Annotated in this window: 13 protein-coding genes; 3 read left to right on the top strand and 10 right to left on the bottom strand. The window is 71.9% G+C overall.

Going from position 1 to position 17,600, the window contains the following annotated elements:
- Window positions 1-10: 10 nt before the first annotated feature.
- From ACFV9T_RS10085 to ACFV9T_RS10075, 3 genes are all read right to left on the bottom strand, one after another.
- On the bottom strand, window positions 11-787 hold the full coding sequence (locus ACFV9T_RS10085; protein ID WP_385438128.1) for an SDR family NAD(P)-dependent oxidoreductase: 777 nt from the start codon (window positions 785-787) through the stop codon (window positions 11-13).
- A 124-nt stretch (window positions 788-911) separates the two neighbouring features.
- On the bottom strand, window positions 912-1,241 hold the full coding sequence (locus ACFV9T_RS10080; protein ID WP_385438126.1) for a hypothetical protein: 330 nt from the start codon (window positions 1,239-1,241) through the stop codon (window positions 912-914).
- Between the two features lie 71 nt (window positions 1,242-1,312).
- A complete protein-coding gene (locus tag ACFV9T_RS10075; protein WP_385438125.1) occupies window positions 1,313-2,341 on the bottom strand; it encodes an enoyl-CoA hydratase/isomerase family protein in 1,029 nt (342 codons plus the stop codon).
- Window positions 2,342-2,487: 146 nt separating this feature from the next.
- On the opposite strand from ACFV9T_RS10075, the gene ACFV9T_RS10070 reads away from it, so the two are divergent.
- Complete coding sequence (locus tag ACFV9T_RS10070) at window positions 2,488-3,363, top strand: sugar phosphate isomerase/epimerase family protein (protein ID WP_385438124.1); 876 nt, start codon at window positions 2,488-2,490, stop codon at window positions 3,361-3,363.
- A gap of 11 nt (window positions 3,364-3,374) precedes the next feature.
- On the opposite strand, the gene ACFV9T_RS10065 is transcribed toward ACFV9T_RS10070, so the two are convergent.
- Genes ACFV9T_RS10065 through ACFV9T_RS10055 form a run of 3 tightly spaced genes read right to left on the bottom strand, consistent with a single transcriptional unit; the run spans window position 3,375 to window position 6,371 of the window.
- Entirely contained in the window at window positions 3,375-4,370 is a 996-nt protein-coding gene (locus tag ACFV9T_RS10065; protein WP_385438122.1) for a Gfo/Idh/MocA family oxidoreductase, read from the bottom strand.
- A 43-nt stretch (window positions 4,371-4,413) separates the two neighbouring features.
- Window positions 4,414-5,175, bottom strand: coding sequence for an SDR family oxidoreductase (locus ACFV9T_RS10060; protein ID WP_385438121.1), 762 nt, complete (start codon window positions 5,173-5,175; stop codon window positions 4,414-4,416).
- 17 nt (window positions 5,176-5,192) lie between these two features.
- Window positions 5,193-6,371 (bottom strand): phytanoyl-CoA dioxygenase family protein, encoded by a 1,179-nt coding sequence (locus ACFV9T_RS10055; protein WP_385438119.1) that lies wholly within the window; start codon window positions 6,369-6,371, stop codon window positions 5,193-5,195.
- A gap of 109 nt (window positions 6,372-6,480) precedes the next feature.
- On the opposite strand from ACFV9T_RS10055, the gene ACFV9T_RS10050 reads away from it, so the two are divergent.
- A complete protein-coding gene (locus ACFV9T_RS10050) occupies window positions 6,481-7,497 on the top strand; it encodes a LacI family DNA-binding transcriptional regulator (protein WP_385438117.1) in 1,017 nt (338 codons plus the stop codon).
- A 67-nt stretch (window positions 7,498-7,564) separates the two neighbouring features.
- Here ACFV9T_RS10050 and katG read toward each other — a convergent pair whose 3' ends face one another.
- The gene (gene katG, locus ACFV9T_RS10045) at window positions 7,565-9,781 is read right to left on the bottom strand and encodes a catalase/peroxidase HPI (protein ID WP_385438114.1); all 2,217 of its coding nucleotides are present in this window, start codon (window positions 9,779-9,781) and stop codon (window positions 7,565-7,567) included.
- A gap of 247 nt (window positions 9,782-10,028) precedes the next feature.
- Here katG and ACFV9T_RS10040 point away from each other — a divergent pair, with 247 nt between their 5' ends.
- Entirely contained in the window at window positions 10,029-10,439 is a 411-nt protein-coding gene (locus ACFV9T_RS10040) for a Fur family transcriptional regulator (protein ID WP_385438112.1), read from the top strand.
- A 10-nt stretch (window positions 10,440-10,449) separates the two neighbouring features.
- On the opposite strand, the gene ACFV9T_RS10035 is transcribed toward ACFV9T_RS10040, so the two are convergent.
- From ACFV9T_RS10035 to ACFV9T_RS10025, 3 genes are all read right to left on the bottom strand, one after another.
- Entirely contained in the window at window positions 10,450-12,033 is a 1,584-nt protein-coding gene (locus tag ACFV9T_RS10035; RefSeq protein WP_385438110.1) for an ABC transporter substrate-binding protein, read from the bottom strand.
- A gap of 6 nt (window positions 12,034-12,039) precedes the next feature.
- A complete protein-coding gene (locus ACFV9T_RS10030) occupies window positions 12,040-14,121 on the bottom strand; it encodes an ATP-binding protein (RefSeq protein ID WP_385438109.1) in 2,082 nt (693 codons plus the stop codon).
- A 218-nt stretch (window positions 14,122-14,339) separates the two neighbouring features.
- On the bottom strand, window positions 14,340-17,558 hold the full coding sequence (locus ACFV9T_RS10025; protein ID WP_385438106.1) for an NACHT domain-containing protein: 3,219 nt from the start codon (window positions 17,556-17,558) through the stop codon (window positions 14,340-14,342).
- Between the last annotated feature and the right edge of the window lie 42 nt (window positions 17,559-17,600).

The raw sequence follows: 17,600 nt of genomic DNA, 5'->3' as shown, positions 1-17,600 counted from the left end.
CTTCTGACCTTCAGAGCCGCAGATGCGACGCCCCGTTGAGATCCAGCACCGTCCCCGACGCCCACGTGGCCTCCGCCGACGCCAGATACACCACCGCGGCCGCCACCTCCTCCGGTGTGCCGACCCTGCCGAACGGACTCTGCGCCCGCAGCGCGTCCCCCGACTCCCCGGTCAGCCGCCCCGCCACCCGCTCGGTGGCGGTGAACCCGGGCGCCACCGAGGTGACCGCGATCCCATGCGGCGCGAGCGCCACCGCCAGCGACTGGCCGAGCGCGTGCAGCGCCGCCTTGCTCGCCCCGTAGGCCGGATGGTCCGGCTCACCACGGAACGCCCCGCGCGAGCCGATGTGCACGATACGGCCGGGCACACCACGGTCGATGAGGTGCCGCGCCACGCAGTAGCTCACATGTGCCGCCCCGAGCAGATTCACGTCGACCATCTGCCGCCAGACCTGCTGCCAGTCTTCGTACGACACGTCGGCCACCCGGTGCGCGTTGCTCTCCGAGGTGGCCACGGCCGCGTTGTTGACCAGCACATCGACCCCGCCCAGCGCCTCCTCGGCGGTGTCGGCGATCCGCTGCGCCGCGACCGGGTCGCCGAGGTCGCCACCGATGACGACATGGCCCTCGCCCGGCAGCGCCGCCCGGGTCTCCTCGGCGTCCGCCACCCGCGCCCCGTAGTGCACGGCCACCCGGTCGCCACGTTCCGCGAACGCCCGCGCGACCGCCCGGCCGATGCCCCGGGACGCCCCGGTGACCAGCACACCCCTGCTCGGCGGACCCGGCACAGCACACCACTCCCTCTGCGGTGGTACGGACGAAGCACCGCCACAGTAGGCCAGCCGCCGTACGCCCGCGAGCCCCGGACACACGTGGTGGTGTCCGGGGCCCGCGAGGCGGCTCAGCCGACGGTCAGCACAAGGCCAGCCCGTCGAACTGCGGAGCCAGGCCGCGCTTGCTCTTGAACCCCTGTCCGGGCTTGAGGGTGTTGCAGCCGGAGTCGGGGGCGAAGGACCAGACGACCTTGACGCGCTTGGTCGTCGAGCACCCATTCTTCACGTAGGCCGTCTTCGAGATGGTGCCCTCGTCGACATTGACCTTCACACACGTGGGGGCCGCGGCGAACGTGGCGACGCCTCCCCGCGATTCCGCTGCCTGAGCCGTCCCGGCCGAGGCGGCGAAAGCGAGGGCGAGGACCCCTGCGGCTGCCGCCGACCGGCTCAAGAGTGAATGCCTGCGCACGTAGATTCTCCCGTTGGTGAAACTGCCCGCTGCCGTAGCGCGCAGCGGTGCGATGACCCTACCTCCGGCCATCACCGACCGGGTGCGGATTCGCCCTCGCCGCCGAGCAGTTGGGCGACGCGCTCGTGGGGAATCTCCTCGGCGGAGGCGAACGACCAGCGCGCGTCCCCGGTCTTGTCCACCAGTTTCGCGCGGACACCTTCGGCGAAGTCCGGCTCACGGACGAGCCGGGTCGCCACGTCCAGGTCCCGGCGGAGGCACTGGGCGAGGCTGTCGTGTCCGCCCAGGCGCAGCATCTCGTCGGTCAGTCGGAGGCTCAGCGGGGAGGCGGCCGCGAGGGCGCCGAGCGCTGTCTCCGCCCAGGCCGAACCGTCCGCCCGGAGGCGGTCGGCCACCTCCGACAGCGGGCCGGGCGCGAACGCCGCGGCGATGCGGTCGTCCGTGTCGTCCAGCTCGGACTGCGGCGTGGCGCGGGCGTACTTGGCGAGCGCCTCCGCGGGATCGGCCGTCTCCAGGGCGGCGGTGAACTCGGGCAGCTCGGCGGAGGACACGAAGTGGGTCGCCAGCCCCGCCCTGACCGCGTCGGCCCCGCTCAGGCGGGCGCCGGTGAGCCCGAGGTAGCGGCCGAGCGCGCCACCGAGCCGGGGCAGGAAGTGGCAGGCGCCGACATCGGGATAGAAGCCGATGAGCGTTTCCGGCATGGCGAACACCGACCGCTCGGTGGCCACGCGCACCGCACCGTGCACGGAGATGCCGAGGCCGCCGCCCATGGCGACCCCGTCCATCAGCGCCAGATACGGCTTGGGATACTCGGCGATCTCCTGGTTCAGGGCGTACTCCTCGCGGAAGAAACGAGTCGTGGCGGCGAAATCGCCACGCAGTGCCGCCTCCCGGATCGCCCGGATGTCCCCTCCCGCGCAGAACGCCCGTGGCGTGCCACTGCGGACGACGACCGCGCGGACACCGGGGTCGCCGCGCCACTGGTCCAGTGCGTCGCGCATGGCCAGCACGGTGTCGGTGTCGAGCGCGTTGAGCGCCGACGCGCGGCCCAGCACCAGATGCGCCACTCCCTCGCGCACCGAGGTTTCGACGGTTGTCATGAGCGCCTTTCCGTATGAGGGCTTTCCGTATGAGGGACTAATGATGGTTTCCGCCCCTTCAGTAATCCGCCCGCGTGCGCCTAGCGTGTGCGTCCAGGTCAACGGCCAGGCCCATGGACAGGCCCAGGGAAGGGAAGGACCCCGTCATGCAGCACGCTCCCACCACCGAGGACCTGCTCGCCACCTGCTGGACCACCGCCGGTGACACCGCGCCCGGGCAGGGCGACGGGCGCAGCGCGCTGACGCTGCGGGACCGGGCGGAGGCGGCGGGCGCCGCCGGGTTCCGGGGGTTCGGGCTGGTGTACGCGGACCTGGTGGAGGCCGAGCGCACGTACGGGCTCGCGGGCATGCGGTCGCTCTTCGAGGACAACGGACTCGTCCACCTGGAGCTGGAGTTCCTGACGGACTGGTGGACCGACGGCGACCGCCGTACCGCCTCCGACGCGGTACGCCGGGACCTCCTGCGGGCCGCCGAGGCGCTGGGCGCCCGCCACCTCAAGGTGGGGCCCGACCACGAGGACCGGCCGTGGGACGCCGACGCCTGGGCCGGGGAGTTCGCCGCGCTGGCCGCGCAGGCGGACGGCGTGGGGGCCCGGCTCGGCATCGAATTCCTCCCCTGGTCCAACCTCAAGACCGTGCACGACGGGCTCCGGCTGGTCGAGGCCGCGGGCCATCCGGCGGGCGGCCTCATCATCGACGTCTGGCACACCGAGCGCGCCCACACCCCACCGGCCGACCTGGCGGGCGTACCGGGGGCGCGCATCGTGGGCGTCGAGCTGAGCGACGCCGATAGCCGGGTCGAGGGCACGCTCTTCGAGGACACCGTACGGCGCCGCCGCCTGTGCGGTGAGGGCTCCTTCGACCTGCCGGGAATCATCGCCGCGCTCCGCGCCACCGGCTGGTCCGGCCCGTGGGGAGTGGAGATCCTCTCTGATACGCATCGGACACGTCCGGTGCGGGAAGCCGCCGAGGTGGCGTACCGTACCGCCGCCGGGGTGCTCGGCCCGGCGGCGGTACGGTAAAGAGGCCCCTCTCACACCTCTTCGAGCCGTACCGGCCGGTGCTCACGCAGCGACAGCACACAGGCCTCGGCGATCCGGCTCGCCTCGATGGCGTCCGCCACCGTGCACGGCGAGGCCCGGGTGCCCGCCACGACCTCGGTGAAGGCGGCGAGTTCGGCACGGTAGGCGTCGGCGAAGCGGTCCATGAAGAAGTCGTGCGGCGGCCCGGCCGGGAACGTGGCGCCCGGTTCGGCCGAACGCAGCGGCAGCCGGTCCTCCAAGCCGACCGCGATGCTGTCCGACATGCCGTGCAACTCCAGGCGCACATCGTAACCACGGCCGTTGTGACGGGAGTTGGAGACCACGGCGATCGTGCCGTCGTCGAGGGTGAGCAGCACGGACGCCGTGTCGACGTCGCCCGCCTCCCGGATGTACGCCGCGCCCCGGTTGCCGCCGGTCGCGTACACCTCGGTGACCTCACGCCCCGTCACCCAGCGCACGATGTCGAAGTCGTGCACGCCGCAGTCACGGAACAGCCCGCCGGACACCGCGACATAGGCGGCCGGGGGAGGGGCCGGGTCCAGCGTGGTGGACCGTACGGTGTGCAGCGGCCCCAGCTCACCGCTCACCACGGCGTCGCGCGCGGCCACGCAGCCCGCGTCGAAGCGCCGGTTGAATCCGATGTGCACCGGAACGCCGCTGCCCTCGACCGCGCGCAGCACGCCCGCGGCCTCCTCGATCCCGCGCGCCACGGGCTTCTCGCAGAACGCGGGCACACCCGCCTCGACCGCGGCGAGGATCAGCTCGGGGTGGACATCGGTCGCGGCCGCGATCACGACGCCGTCGACCCCGGAGGCGAACACGGCCTCGGGGGAGTCCACCGCCGTGGCCCCCCACCGTTCGGTGGCCACGGCGGTGGCGGCGGCCACCGGATCGGTGACCACCAGGGACTCCACCGTGTCCAGTCCGGACAGGGTCTGTGCGTGGAACGCGCCGATCCGGCCCAGCCCCATGATGCCTATACGCATGACAGTCGCTCCTTGCCGAAGAGGGGGCAGGCCACGGGACGGTTCACTCGAACCCGCCGATGACGTTCTGATCCCAGTCGATGACCGACCCGGTGACCACTCCGCTGCGCTCGGAGAGCAGGAAGACCACGAAGTCCGCGATCTCGTCGGCCTGCCCCAGCTTTCCCATCGGCTGCGACGCGGCGGCCTTCTCCCGCCAGTCGTCGCCCGCACCGTGGAAGGCGCGCTGCGTCGCGTCCTCGCCCTCGGTGTCCGTCCAGCCGATGTTGAGGCCGTTGATACGGATACGGTCCCAGCGGTGGGCGTAGGCCGCGTTGCGGGTCAGGCCCGCCAGCCCCGCCTTCGCGGCGGAGTACGGCGCGAGATGCGGCGGGCCGCCGTGGGCGCAGTTGGAGAGGATGTTGACGATGGTCCCCGCCGCCGCGCGGGCCGTCATGTCGGCCACCGCCGCCTGCATCGCGAAGAACGGCGCGCGCAGGTTGATCGCCATATGCGCGTCGAACAGCTCCGGCGTGGTGTCGAGCAGCGAGCCGCGGGAGGTCAGCCCGGCCGCGTTGACCAGGCAGTCGACGCGGCCGTGCGTGTCCACGGCCCGTACGACGCTCGCGCGCGCCTGCTCCGGATCCGCGAGGTCCGCGCGGACGAAGCGGGCGCCCGTGTCCGTGGCGAGCGGCTCGGCGACCTCGGCCCGGCGCCCGGTGAAGACGACGGCCGCGCCCTCGCGCACGGCCGCCCGTACGATGCCCGCGCCCACGCCCTGGCTGCCGCCGTTGACCAGGACGACCTTGTCGTTGAGCAGTCCCATGGGGTGCTGTGCCTCCTTCAGCTCTGGCGGCGCGCGGCCCCCGCGCGCAGTTCCTGACGCAGCCGCTCCGGCGCCCAGCCCTCGGCCACGGCCTGCCGCAGGGTGTCCGCCTGGGAGGGCGGGGCGAGCCCGCCGACCGGCGGGTCGAGGTCCAGGTTGGTGGGGAAGGCGTAGCCCTCGGCCGTGGCGGCGACCACCCGGTGCAGCCACTCCTCGGAGACGCCCTCGGCCGTGCGGCGCAGCAGCACCGGGAAGAGCGCGTTCGCCATCGCCTGGCGGTCCACGCTCTCCATCGCGCGGCCGAAGGCGGAGGAGATCTGGAGCAGATTGGCCATGCGCCTGATGTCGGCCGAGCGGTTGTGCCCGGCGGCGTGGAAGAGCGCGGGGTTGAAGAACACCGCGTCGCCCTTCTCCAGCGGGAGCTGGACGTGGTGGCCTTCGAAGTAGTCGATGAACTCCGGCAGCCGCCACGCCAGATAGCCGGGCTCGTACTTCTGCGAATGCGGCAGGAACAGGGTCGGCCCCGACTCCACCGGCATGTCGCAGTGCGCCACCGCGCCCTGCAGGGTCAGGACGGGCGACAGCCGGTGGACGTGCGCCGGGTACGCGGCCGCCCGCGCCTGAGGGAGGAAGCCCAGGTGGTAGTCGCGGTGCACACTCTGCGCGGCGCCACCGGGGTTGACCACGTTGACCTGCGAGGTGACCTGGTACGCCGGGCCCAGCCACGCCTCGGAGACCAGCGCCAGCATGTCGTTGGCGTAGTAGTCCGCGAACGCCTCCGGCGCGTGCGTGGCCATCTTCTCCAGCGCGTTCCACACCCGGTCGTTGGCGCCCGGCTTGGCGAAGTGGTCACCGCGTGCGCCACCCCCCGCGCGCTCCTTCTCGATCAGCGCGTGGAACGCGGCGGACGCGCCGTCCACGACGGCCGGGTCCGGATACGCGCGCCGCAGCACCACCACGCCGGGCCCGTCCAGCAGGGCCCGCACCAGCTCCTCCTGGATCGCCCGGAGCCCGTCCCGGGTGGCCGCGAGGCCGCGGATCCGGTCGCTGTCGTACAGCGGGACGCCGCGCTCGATCCGGTCGGCCGAGGGGTGATCACGCGGGTCGGTGCCCTGCTCGACCAGCGTGCGGAACGCGTCGAGAGCGCAGTCGTCCTCGGTCAGCCACGTCCGTGTCATCGCGTCGGTGGGGGACATCCGGGTCCTTTCGCCGTGCCTGCCTTTCTGCCAGTCTTATGAACCTCCATCCATCAATCAATCCGCAGCGACCCATCAAAAAACCATCATCGGCATCGAGGACATCCCCATGCGGCACCCCTACACGATCAAGGAGATCGCCCGGCAGGCCGGGTTGAGCGAGGCCACCGTCGACCGGGTCCTCAACAACCGGGGCGGCGTGCGGGAGAGCACCGTCATGGAGGTGCGCCAGGCGGTCGAGGACCTGGACCGCCAGCGGACCCAGGTCCGCATCGGCGGACGCACCTTCATGATCGACATCGTGATGCAGGCGCCGGACCGGTTCTCCACCGCCGTACGCGACGCACTCGAAGCCGAACTGCCGTCCCTCCACCCCGCCGTGGTGCGCTCACGCTTCCACTTCCGGGAGACCGGCCCCTCCTCGGAGCTGATCGCCGCCCTGGACAAGATCGCCAAACGGGGTTCACAGGGCGTGCTCCTCAAGGCGCCGGACCTGCCGGAGATCGGCGCCGCCGTCGGGCGGCTGACCGAAGCGGGCATCCCCGTCGTCACCCTGGTGACCGACCTGCCCGGCAGCGCGCGCAGGGCGTACGTCGGCATCGACAACCGCGCCGCCGGGGCCACCGCCGCCTACCTCACCGGGCAGTGGCTCGGCGACCGCCCCGGCCATGTGCTCGTCACCATCAGCCGGGGCTCCTTCCGTGGCGAGGAGGAGCGCGAGATGGGTTTCCGCGGCGCCATGCGGAACGCCCACCCCGGCCGGTCCCTGGTGGAGGTCACCGACAGCGACGGACTCGACGCCACTCAGCGGGACCTCGTCCTGGCGGCGCTGGAGCGCGACAGCGACATCCTCGGCGTCTACTCCATCGGCGGCGGCAACGCCGCGACCCTCGACGCCTTCGACACCCTCGGACGGGAGTGCGCGGTGTTCATCGCCCACGACCTGGACCACGACAACACCCGGCTGCTGCGCGAACGCCGCCTCTCCGCGGTACTCCACCACGACCTGCGCCAGGACATGCGCCGCGCCTGCCAGACCATCATGCGCGCCCACCAGGCGCTGCCCGACGACGGGCCCGCGCTGCCCTCGGCGATCCAGGTGGTCACCCCGTACAACATGCCGTGAAAAGCGTCCAGGCCGACCCGTGCGGGCCGGCCTGGACGTTATTGAGCAGGACTGATCAGGAGATCGATCAGACGAGGTCGTACCGGTCGAGGTCCATCACCTTGGACCACGCCGCCACGAAGTCCTTCACGAACTTCGACTTGGCGTCATCGCTCGCGTAGACCTCCGCGACCGCGCGCAGCTCGGAGTTCGAGCCGAAGACGAGGTCGGCACGGGTGCCCGTCCACTTGACCTTGCCCGCGGCGTCGCGGCCCTCGAACGTGTCCTGCGCCTCGGACGTCGACTTCCACTCCAGGCCCAGTTCGAGCAGGTTGACGAAGAAGTCGTTGGTCAGCGTGCCCGGCTTGTCGGTGAGGACGCCGTGCGAGGACTGGGCGTGGTTGGCGCCCAGGACGCGGAGGCCACCGACGAGGACCGTCATCTCCGGAGTGCTCAGGGTCAGCAGGTTCGCCCGGTCGACCAGCAGGTACTCGGCCGGAAGCCGGTTGCCCTTGCCGACGTAGTTGCGGAACCCGTCGGCCGTCGGCTCCAGCGCCGCGAACGACTCGGCGTCGGTGTGCTCCTCGGTCGCGTCGACCCGGCCCGGGGTGAAGGGCACCTCGATGGCGTGGCCCGCGTCCTTGGCCGCCTTCTCCACGGCGGCGGAACCGCCGAGCACGATCAGGTCGGCCAGCGACACCTTCTTGGCACCGGAGTTGAACTCCGCCTGGATGCCCTCGAGGGTGCGCAGGACCGTCGCGAGCTGGTCGGGGTTGTTGACCTCCCACCCGCGCTGCGGCTCCAGGCGGATGCGCGCGCCGTTGGCGCCGCCGCGCTTGTCGCCGCCTCGGAAGGTCGAGGCCGACGCCCACGCGGTGCTGACCAGCTGAGAGACGGTCAGGCCCGAGTCGAGGAGCTTGGCCTTGAGGGCCGCGATGTCCTCGGCGCCGATGGTCTCGCCCTCCGCCTCCGGCAGCGGGTCCTGCCACAGCAGGGTCTCCTCCGGGACCTCCGGGCCGAGGTAGAGCGACTTCGGGCCCAGGTCACGGTGGGTCAGCTTGTACCAGGCGCGCGCGAAGGCGTCCGCGAACTCCTGCGGGTTCTCGTAGAAGCGGCGGGAGATCGGCTCGTAGATCGGGTCGAACCGCAGCGACAGGTCCGTGGTGAGCATCCGCGGGCGGTGCTTCTTCGACGAGTCGTACGCGTCCGGGACGATCTCCGGGGCGTCCTTGGCCACCCACTGGTTGGCCCCGGCCGGGCTCTGGGTCAGCTCGTACTCGTACTCGAAGAGGTTCTTGAAGAACCCGTTGCTCCACTCGGTCGGGGTCGTGGTCCAGATGACCTCGAGACCGGAAGTGATCGCGTCCGGGCCCTTGCCGGTGCGGAAGGAGTTCTTCCAGCCGAGGCCCTGCTCCTCGATCGTCGCGGCCTCGGGGTCGGCGCCGACGCTCTCCGCCGGGCCCGCGCCGTGGGTCTTGCCGAAGGTGTGACCGCCCGCGATCAGGGCGACCGTCTCCTCGTCGTTCATCGCCATCCGGCGGAACGTCTCACGGATGTCGCGGGCCGCGGCCAGCGGGTCCGGGTTGCCGTTGGGGCCCTCCGGGTTGACGTAGATCAGGCCCATCTGGACCGCGCCGAGCGGGTTCTCCAGCTCCCGGTCACCGGTGTAGCGCTCGTCGCCGAGCCAGGTGGTCTCGGGGCCCCAGTAGACGTCCTCGTCGGCCTCCCAGACGTCCGGACGGCCACCGGCGAAGCCGAAGGTCTCGAAGCCCATCGTCTCCAGGGCGACATTGCCGGTGAGGATCAGGAGGTCGGCCCACGAGATGCTCTGGCCGTACTTCTTCTTGACCGGCCACAGCAGACGGCGGGCCTTGTCGAGGTTCCCGTTGTCCGGCCAGCTGTTCAGGGGGGCGAAGCGCTGCTGGCCCGCACCGGCGCCGCCGCGGCCGTCGCTGATCCGGTAGGTGCCCGCGCTGTGCCAGGCCATACGGATCATGAACGGGCCGTAGTGGCCGAAGTCGGCCGGCCACCAGTCCTGCGAAGTGGTCAGCACCTCGGCGATGTCCTGCTTGACCGCGGCGAGGTCGAGGCCCTGGAACGCCTCGGCGTAGTCGAAGCCCTCGTCGAGGGGGTCGGCCACGGCAGGGTTCTTGGCAAGGATCTTCAGATTGAGCCGCTCCGGCCACCACTGGCGGTTTCCGCCGCCCTGGGTCGGATGCGGGGCCCGCCCGTGCGCGACCGGGCAGCCACCGCCCTCACCCTCCGTCTTTGAGTCGGTGACGATTGCTTCATGGTTCTCAGACATGGGAATCCTTCCGGACCAGGCGGATCAGGTGCCCAGGAACTGCGGGCGGTGGAACAGTCGGGGCCGGGCCCCACGCCTCCGTCTCCTGCCGAATTGGAGTCTTCCTGTCCCTTGGCTATCGCCGGAACCGATCCTACGATGGACAGGGTCTAAGTCAATAAGCACGCCAAACCCAGATCCCATCAGAGTCCCGGGCACCCATGGGTAAGATCGGGACATCCCACCGAACGTGAATAGGTGAGCCTGTATGAGTGACCTGCTGCGGCGACTGCGAGGACGTGGCTGGCGGATGACTTCCCAGCGACGTGTCGTCGCGGAGGTCCTCGACGGGGACCATGTGCACCTCACCGCCGACGAGGTGCACGCCCGCGCGGCGGAGCGGCTGCCCGAGATCTCCCGGGCGACCGTTTACAACACCCTGGGCGAGCTGGTCTCCCTCCGCGAGGTCATGGAGGTCTCCACCGACGGGCGGGCCAAGCGCTACGACCCCAACGCCCACCAGCCGCACCAGCACCTGGTGTGCTCCAGCTGCGGCACCATCCGCGACGTCCACCCCACCGGCGACCCGCTGACCGCCCTCCCGGCGGAGGAGCGGTTCGGCTTCACGGTGTCCGGGGCCGAGGTCACCTACCGCGGCCTGTGCCCCTCCTGCGTATAGATCATCCGGATCAGGAGGGGCAGGCGTTCCCGGGGCCGGTGCGGTAGGTGCGGTAGAGGGTGGTCTGTCCGCCGGTGCGGGCGGCGGGTGGGTGCTCGACCACGGGGACGGGTTTGCAGACGGCCCACTGGTCGTTCTTGCCCGGGCCCTCGAAGCCGTAGGTTCCGCCCGCGCCGATCAGGCAGGAGTCGCAGGAGTCGCCGGAGATGCTCGGGATGATGAGGGTGTTGTAGACATCGTCCTTCGTGGGGATGCTCGGCGACTTCGGGGCCTGCTTGCCGCTCTCGTTGATCTCGGTGTAGGTGCGGTCCACGGCGCCCGCGAGGAGGGCGAAGGCGTCGTGGTACATGACCGCGTAGCCGTCGTCGAGCGGCTTGTCGCCGAGGTTGTGCTGCTTCCGCAGCTCGTCGAAGCGGTCGAGGAAGCGGCCGAGCGCCTTTTCGGGCTTGTTCTCGCCGTTCCACCACGCGGGGTCGACGCAGGAGGCGTCCACTATGGTCGCCCGGGCGTCCTCCAGCCGCCGGGTGGGCGCCTCGGCGGTGAGGGTGGGCTCCAGGCCGATGCCCACCTTGAGGATGCGCAGCTTCGTGGTGCGGCCGCAGTCGCCCTCCTGGGCCAGACGCTCGATGAACGCGGGCAGATCCTGGTCGCGGCCCGCGAAGAAGACCGTGTCGGACTTCTCGTTGCAGATCTTCTGCACGGCGTCGGTGAACCGCTGGGGGATGCCCTTGTCGGTTCCTGAGGTGCCGGTGAAGTTCGAGTTGTGGCGGGCCAGGCCGTACGCGTCGCCGAAATGTCTCTCGAAGACGCCGCGCAGGTCCTGGGAGTAGACGTCCTCGGCACGGTTGTCCCAGACCAGGAAACCCCGGTGCTTGCCGGGCTTCTCGGCCAGGTAGAGCTTCAGGGCGCGGGCGAACTGGTCGTTGTTGGCCGAGGTCTTGAAGAAGTACGGGGAGTTCATGGTGGCCGCGGTGATGACGGGGCCGACCGTGGGGATGCTGTGCTTGCTGAGCGCCGCGATCGCCCTGCGCGTATCCGGTGTGCTGCTGGGGATGCCGGTCACGCCGACCAGGGGCGCGCGGGTGTCCTTGGCCAGTTCGGCGAGGCGCGCGACGACGGGCTTCCACTGGTCGAGGTTGCGGCCGTCGGGGGCGAGCAGCAGTTGGTAGTGCGGGCCGCCGAAACGGTTGGCCTGCCGCTGCGCGGCGAGGGCACCGGCGAGCCCTCGGCGGATCATGTCCGTGGTCATGGCGCTGTGTTCGTCCGCCGTGAAGGGCATCATCAGCGCGATGCGCACATACGGGATCTTTGGCCCGCTCGCCGGGGACTCCGCGTTCTGCTGCACCCGCGCGTTCTCCTTCGCGACCGCCCGGATGAGGCTTTCGACGCCGGGATCGGCCTCGAAGGCGTTCGCGGTGACGCCGACACAGTCCCCGTCGATGTCCCGCAGATCGTCACCGCACTTGCCGGGGCCCCGCGCCATGCTGACGACGACGGTGACCGCGACGGCGGCCAGCGCCCCGAGTCCGGCGACGGCCAGCCATTCGACCGGGCCCCACTCGCGGGGATGACGACGGAACAGACGCAGCAGCATGCTTCCTCACTGACCGGTGATGGGGAAGGGACGCTTCTTCCTCGCCGCGCCGGGCCAGCTGCGGGCGGCCTGGCCCAGGACGGCGTGCCAGGACGGGTGCCGCGGTGAGAGGAAGGCCAGCTCTTCGCCGACCGCCTTGCACATGTCGGGATCCGGTTCGGCGTGCGGTTCGGACACATGCCACAGGGCGTGCAGCAGCCGGTTGACGCAGCGCTCGATCTCGTGCAGCCCCGCGTACCGGCCGTCGTGCGCGCCGAGGGCGACCTGCATGCGTTCGTCGGCCCACTCCCCGGCGGGCGGGGTGGGCGCGGTGGCGGCGTACCGCAGGCACAGCAGCCAGTGCGCGGCGGCGTGTTCGTCCTGCTCCGACTGGAACTCCTCCGCCAGCATGGCCACAACGGCCTCGGCGTTCCCGGACGCGAGCGTGTGCCGCAGGGCGTCCGCCTCACCGCTCTCGCCGCGCTGCGCGTGGTGCATCCGCAGGAAGCGGTGGATGTCCTGCCAGCCTCGGCCGTCCTCGGCCGCCCGCGACGTACGGCGCGCCTCGTGCACGAGCAGGGTCCGCAGCAGCGGGTCGGTGACCAGCGGCTCGTCCGGTGGCGTGAGTTGCTGCCACTGCTGCTCTTCGAGGTAGTCGGTGGCGGAGTTGGCGGGCAGCTGATCGGGGCCCTGGAGGCGCAGATGGTCGGCCAGCGCCTCGGCCGCGGTGCTGTCGCGGGCGAGTGAGAGGAGGGTCAGCCGGTCGCGCTGGCGCCGGTCCGGGAGCAGCCGTTCGAGGAGCGCCTCGGTGACCGGGCGCCCGTCCTCGGCGCGCAGCTGGAGCAGGTCCCGTGGGCCCACGCTGTCGCCCTTCCCGGTGGCGTCCAGCACCGCCGCGCACAGCACGGTGGTCACCGCGGGATGCCCGCCGGTGAGGGAGTGGACGGCGGAGGCCAGATAGGGGTGGAGCGGCCGGGCGGGCCGGTCCGGCACCAGGAGGGGCAGTATGTCGTCCCGGCTCAGCGGGGTGAGGGGGACGGCGAGCAGCCCGGCGGACGGGCTGAGGCCCTTGCGCTCCCAGCCTGAGGACTTCACCAGGTCGGGGAGGTTGCGGCGGACCGCCGCCGACGCGTCCTCCGGCAGGCCGCCGAGCCGGGTGGCCACCACGACCAGCTCCTCGTGGTCGGGGCGCTCCGGCATCGCCCGGTGCTTCAGCAGCAGTTCGAGGAAGCCCTGCCCGGACGGGTGGTGGGTGTCGTCGAGCAGGATGAGCGGCCACGGCTCCCGGTTCCACCGCTGGAGCCTGCCGTAGGAGGCGGCCACATCGTGGAGGAAGGCGGCCATCAGGGTCTGCTCGGCCGCGTGCCGGTAGTCGCCGCCCTGCTGGAACCACTGCCCGAGCAGCACCAGCGGATCCTGGCCGTCCGCGCCCCGGGGGAAGCGCCGCCGGTACCACTCCTGGGCCGCGGCGGGCTGGTGCCGGTCGGCGTACTCGGCCACCACGGCGGCGGTGACCGCGTCCGGGCTCAGGTCTTCCGGTTCCGCGTACTCGGCGTCACGGGCATCCGCGCCACGGGCCTCCAGACGGCCCTCGACGGCGGTGGCCCACGCGTGCCGCAACGTGTTCTCGTCCCCGGTGGTGAGGCGGCACGCCAGCAGCAGCCGGGCGAACCGGAGGCATGCCGCGTCCCGCTGCTCGGCGTTGCCGTGGTGCCATCCGGACACGGCGAACAGGCCCGGCACCAGGACGGGGAAGCGGCGGCGCAGCCCGGGGGCGAGCCCGCACACCAGCTCCGCCAGGATCTCGGTCAGGGTGGAGGCGGTGGGCGTGCCGCCGTCGGCCGGGGCGTACGGGAAGGCGGCGGTCTCGGTGGCGACGACGCGGAGGTGGGCGAGCGGCAGCCGGTCCCGGTAGCGGGTGGCCAGCTCGGCGAGGACGGCGCTGCGCCCGATGCCGTGGTATCCCGTCACCAGCACGACGGGCAGGTCGCCCTGGTGTTCCCGGGCCGTACGGGACCTCTCGTCCAGGGTCAGGCCGGTGAGCCGGGGGACGAGCGAGCGCAGCAGGGGGTCACGGCCGTAGAGCGGTGACCCTTCCGATACGCGCATCTGGCTGCGTCCCGCCTCCGTCGCTCAACGCTGCCCGTGGCCACAACTCAGGAGGCGGGCGGCACCGCTCCCCCGAGACATCAGCCGCTGACATCCGTACCAACTACGCCTGTAAACAGAGAATTTACCCGTCGCGGGAGCGTCACACCAGGTGAAGGCGCGATCGGGTACGTGGCGGCGCCCTGCGGGCCCCTGATATCGAACGGGGGTGCGGTATGTCAGGGGTGCGGATAGACATCCAGTTCGACGTTCTCGGGGAGCGCGTCCGCCCCTCGGATCTCGCCGGGGTAGACCAGCCGTACCCGGCGCAGCCTGCGCAGTCCGGCCAGGGAGGCGAGGTCGAGTTCGGCGACCTGCGACAGATGGACCTCCTCAAGCCCCGGGAGGCGCCGGGCGATCCGCCGCAGCGGAACCGCGGCCCCCGCCCTGGCCCAGACATCCAGGTGGGTGACCTGGGGGATCTCGGTGCGCGGGGCGAACAGCAGCATGCTCAGCTGCTGCGGGGAGAGCGTCAGCTTGCGCAGCTGAGGCAACTCGGCGACGAGGGAGCCCCACTCGTCCGGCGTCAGCCGCTCGCTCGCGTCCTGCAGCCGCAGCTCCTCAAGGGCCCGGCAGGCCACGATGCCCCCGAGCTGGGCCGCCGCCGACGGCAGCGCCAGCAGCCGCAGCTCGGCGGCGCGCGGCAGGTCGGACAGGCCGCGCCAGGGCACCTCGGGGCCGACGAGCAGGCCCTCAAGACGGGGGCAGTCCGACAGCTTCTGCAGCGTCTCGAACTGGGGGAGGTCCCGCAGCTCCAGCCGCCGCAGCCGGGGCAGCCGGGTCAGCGGCGCCGGGTCCTTGACGTTCCGGCAGCCCTGGAGGGCCAGCGTCTCCAGCTCGGGGTAGGCGGAGAGCAGACCGAGGTCCTCCAGCTGGAGGGTGTTGCGCAGCCGCAGCTCGCGCAGGTGCCGCGGGTCGAGGGTGGCGCGGATCTCGTCGGGGGCGAAGTCGCCGTGCAGCCCCACCCGTTGATAGCCGGACATGGTGCGCAGCGCGTCCAGCTCGGCGTGCGAGCGCACCGTGACCAGCTCCTCGGGGGCGGTCTCCAGGAGCGGCCGCACGATCTCCTCGGCGTACGCGGTCGTGTCGAACCGGTCCCAGTGGGCGAGGAGCTGCGCGCGCACCGCGGGCTGGCCGGTGCGCAGGAACTCGCGCAGCCGGGGGATGGCCGCGTCCCCGCCGATCTGGCATATCGCGTGGACGGTGGCCAGCTCCTCGTCGCCCTCCAGATCCTTCGCGGCGGGCAGCAGACCGAGCAGCAGCGGGCCCGTCTGCGCCAGCGACCTGGCCTCCCGCAGACTGCGCGGCGGGAGGAGCCGCGCTGCCCGGTCCTCGATCGCCTCGCGCACCGTCGGCTCCAGGCGGGTGGCCTGTTCGAGGGAGGCGAGCGCGAGGAGCCGCAGACGCGCCCGCACCGCGGCGTCCTGCTCCCGGTCGCCCCGCTCGCGAAGGCGGGTCAGCAGATCGGCGCGCTCCTGGTGACGGGCCTGTGCGACGGCCATCTGCACCACGTCCTCCCACTGGTCCAAGTGCGCGTTGTTCACCAGCATGCCCATGTCGCGCTCTTCCAGCACGGCCCGGGCGCCCAGGAAATCCTGAAAAGTCCGGTGAATGAAGTTCACTGCTCCGGTGGCGGGTTCCCGCAACAGCCCGGAACGTTCCAGCAGATGCTGCAGAGCCTCTTCCGCCGTCCCGACCTCGGCGAGTCGCGGTACGGAGGGCTGCAGCCGCCGCACCACGTCCACCGCGTCCGGACGGTCCAGCTGGGTGCGCTCGTTGCGGATCAGCCAGTACGCCAGCTTCTGCAGCGGCTCCGTCGCCGACTTCTGGTCCAGCGCCGGGCGGCTGCGCCCGTACACCTCGCGCTCCAGGTCGCGCCGCTCCAGCAGCATCGACAGCGCCGCCTCGTACAGGGCGGCGCGGCCCTGCGGCAGGAAGCCGCGGCGCTCCCGGTGCAGGGCGCAGATCAGGCCGCACATCAGCGGATTGGTCGCCAGACGGCTCAGCTCGGGGCTGCTGCGCAGCGACAGCGTCAGCGACTCGCCCATCTCCTCCGACGCCCCGGCGGCCGTGTGCCAGCGCCGGATGAACTGCTTCATGTCGGCGGGCCGCATCGCCGCGAGCGCGAACTCCTGGAAGCCCTCGCGCGCCAGCCAGCCCCGCTCCAGGGCCGCGGGGCGGGAGGTGAGCAGCCACAGATTGCCGGGGAAGACGGCGAGCAGCTTCTTGAGCCAGGCCCGAGTGCGGGTCCGGTCCTCCTTCGGGATCTCGTCGGCCCCGTCGACCAGGAGCACACCGCGCCCGTGCTGCAGCACCCGCGCCGCCCATCCGTCCGGCTCCGTGCCCACCAGCGGACAGCCGATCCAGCGCAGGAAGTCCTCGGGCATCGGCAGCTCGGCGTTCTTGCGGGCCAGGGTGCGCAGCGGCAGGACGAAGGGGACGCGCCCGAACAGCTGCGTCAGCCCGCCCGGCAGCCGCTCCTGCTGCGCCGTCGCGAGGGCCAGCCACTGCACCAGGGTCGTCTTGCCGGTGCCCGCGACCCCGCGCAGCAGGACCCGCTCATGGCGGGCGAAGACCGTCTCGGCCGGGCCCGCGGCCCGCTCGGCCTCCGCGTCCCGGTCGGTGCCCGGCTCGCCGTTCACCACCGCGAGCGGATCGGTCCCCTCGCGGTACGGCCTGGCCTCCAGGCTCAGATACGCGGTCTCCAGCGGCCAGTCCTGGCCGTCCGGTTCGCGCAGATCGACACCGTAGATCGTGAGCCTGCCGTGGCACTCGACGACGTAGCGCCCGTACTCCTCCTCGAACTCCGCGTCCTGGCGGCTGATGTCGGGCAGCCGCCGCAGGATCCTGTCCAATTTCTCGCTCTGCTCCCGGATCTCGCGGCTCTGCTCGATCTGGGCACGGGCCGCGAAACCGGGCCGCTGGCTGAAGAAGCGCATCAGGTGCACGCACGCCGTCTCCAGGAGGCGGTCGTGGAAGCGGGCGGCGTCGTCGCTGAGCAGCCGCCGGGTGTCGGGGCCCGCGCTCCTGGACAGCTCCGCGGCCAGCCGCTCGGGGCCGAGCGCGAAGGCGTGGACGTCGTCCATGTCGAGATCGCCGAGCGCGTGCAGGGTGCGGGTCAGTGCCTGGCCGACGGAGTCGTGCTCGTCGGCGCCGATCGGCGGATCGTGGGGGCCCGCGGCCCGCACGGCACGGCGGACCAGCTCCCGGGCGAGCTTGTGCAGATCGTCCTCGGTCAGGGTGCGGTGCTCCCGGCCGAACGACACCAGCCGGCGCACCGGGATCGGGCGCTCGCCGAACTCGGCCGCGGGCGCGCTCGCGGGCGGCAGCAGCAGTCGTTTGACCACCGGCACGACCACTGCCGACGCGATCTTCAGACCCACCGTGCCGCCGTCCACAGCAGCCCTCCCTCACCAGCGCCGACGCGCTTCCCCCGCCGG

The sequence above is a fragment of the Streptomyces sp. NPDC059850 genome (genome assembly GCF_042731515.1).
Lineage (GTDB): Bacteria > Actinomycetota > Actinomycetes > Streptomycetales > Streptomycetaceae > Streptomyces.
The sequence above is the reverse complement of the archived record's forward strand: the minus strand, read 5'-3'. Positions and strand labels throughout refer to the sequence as shown.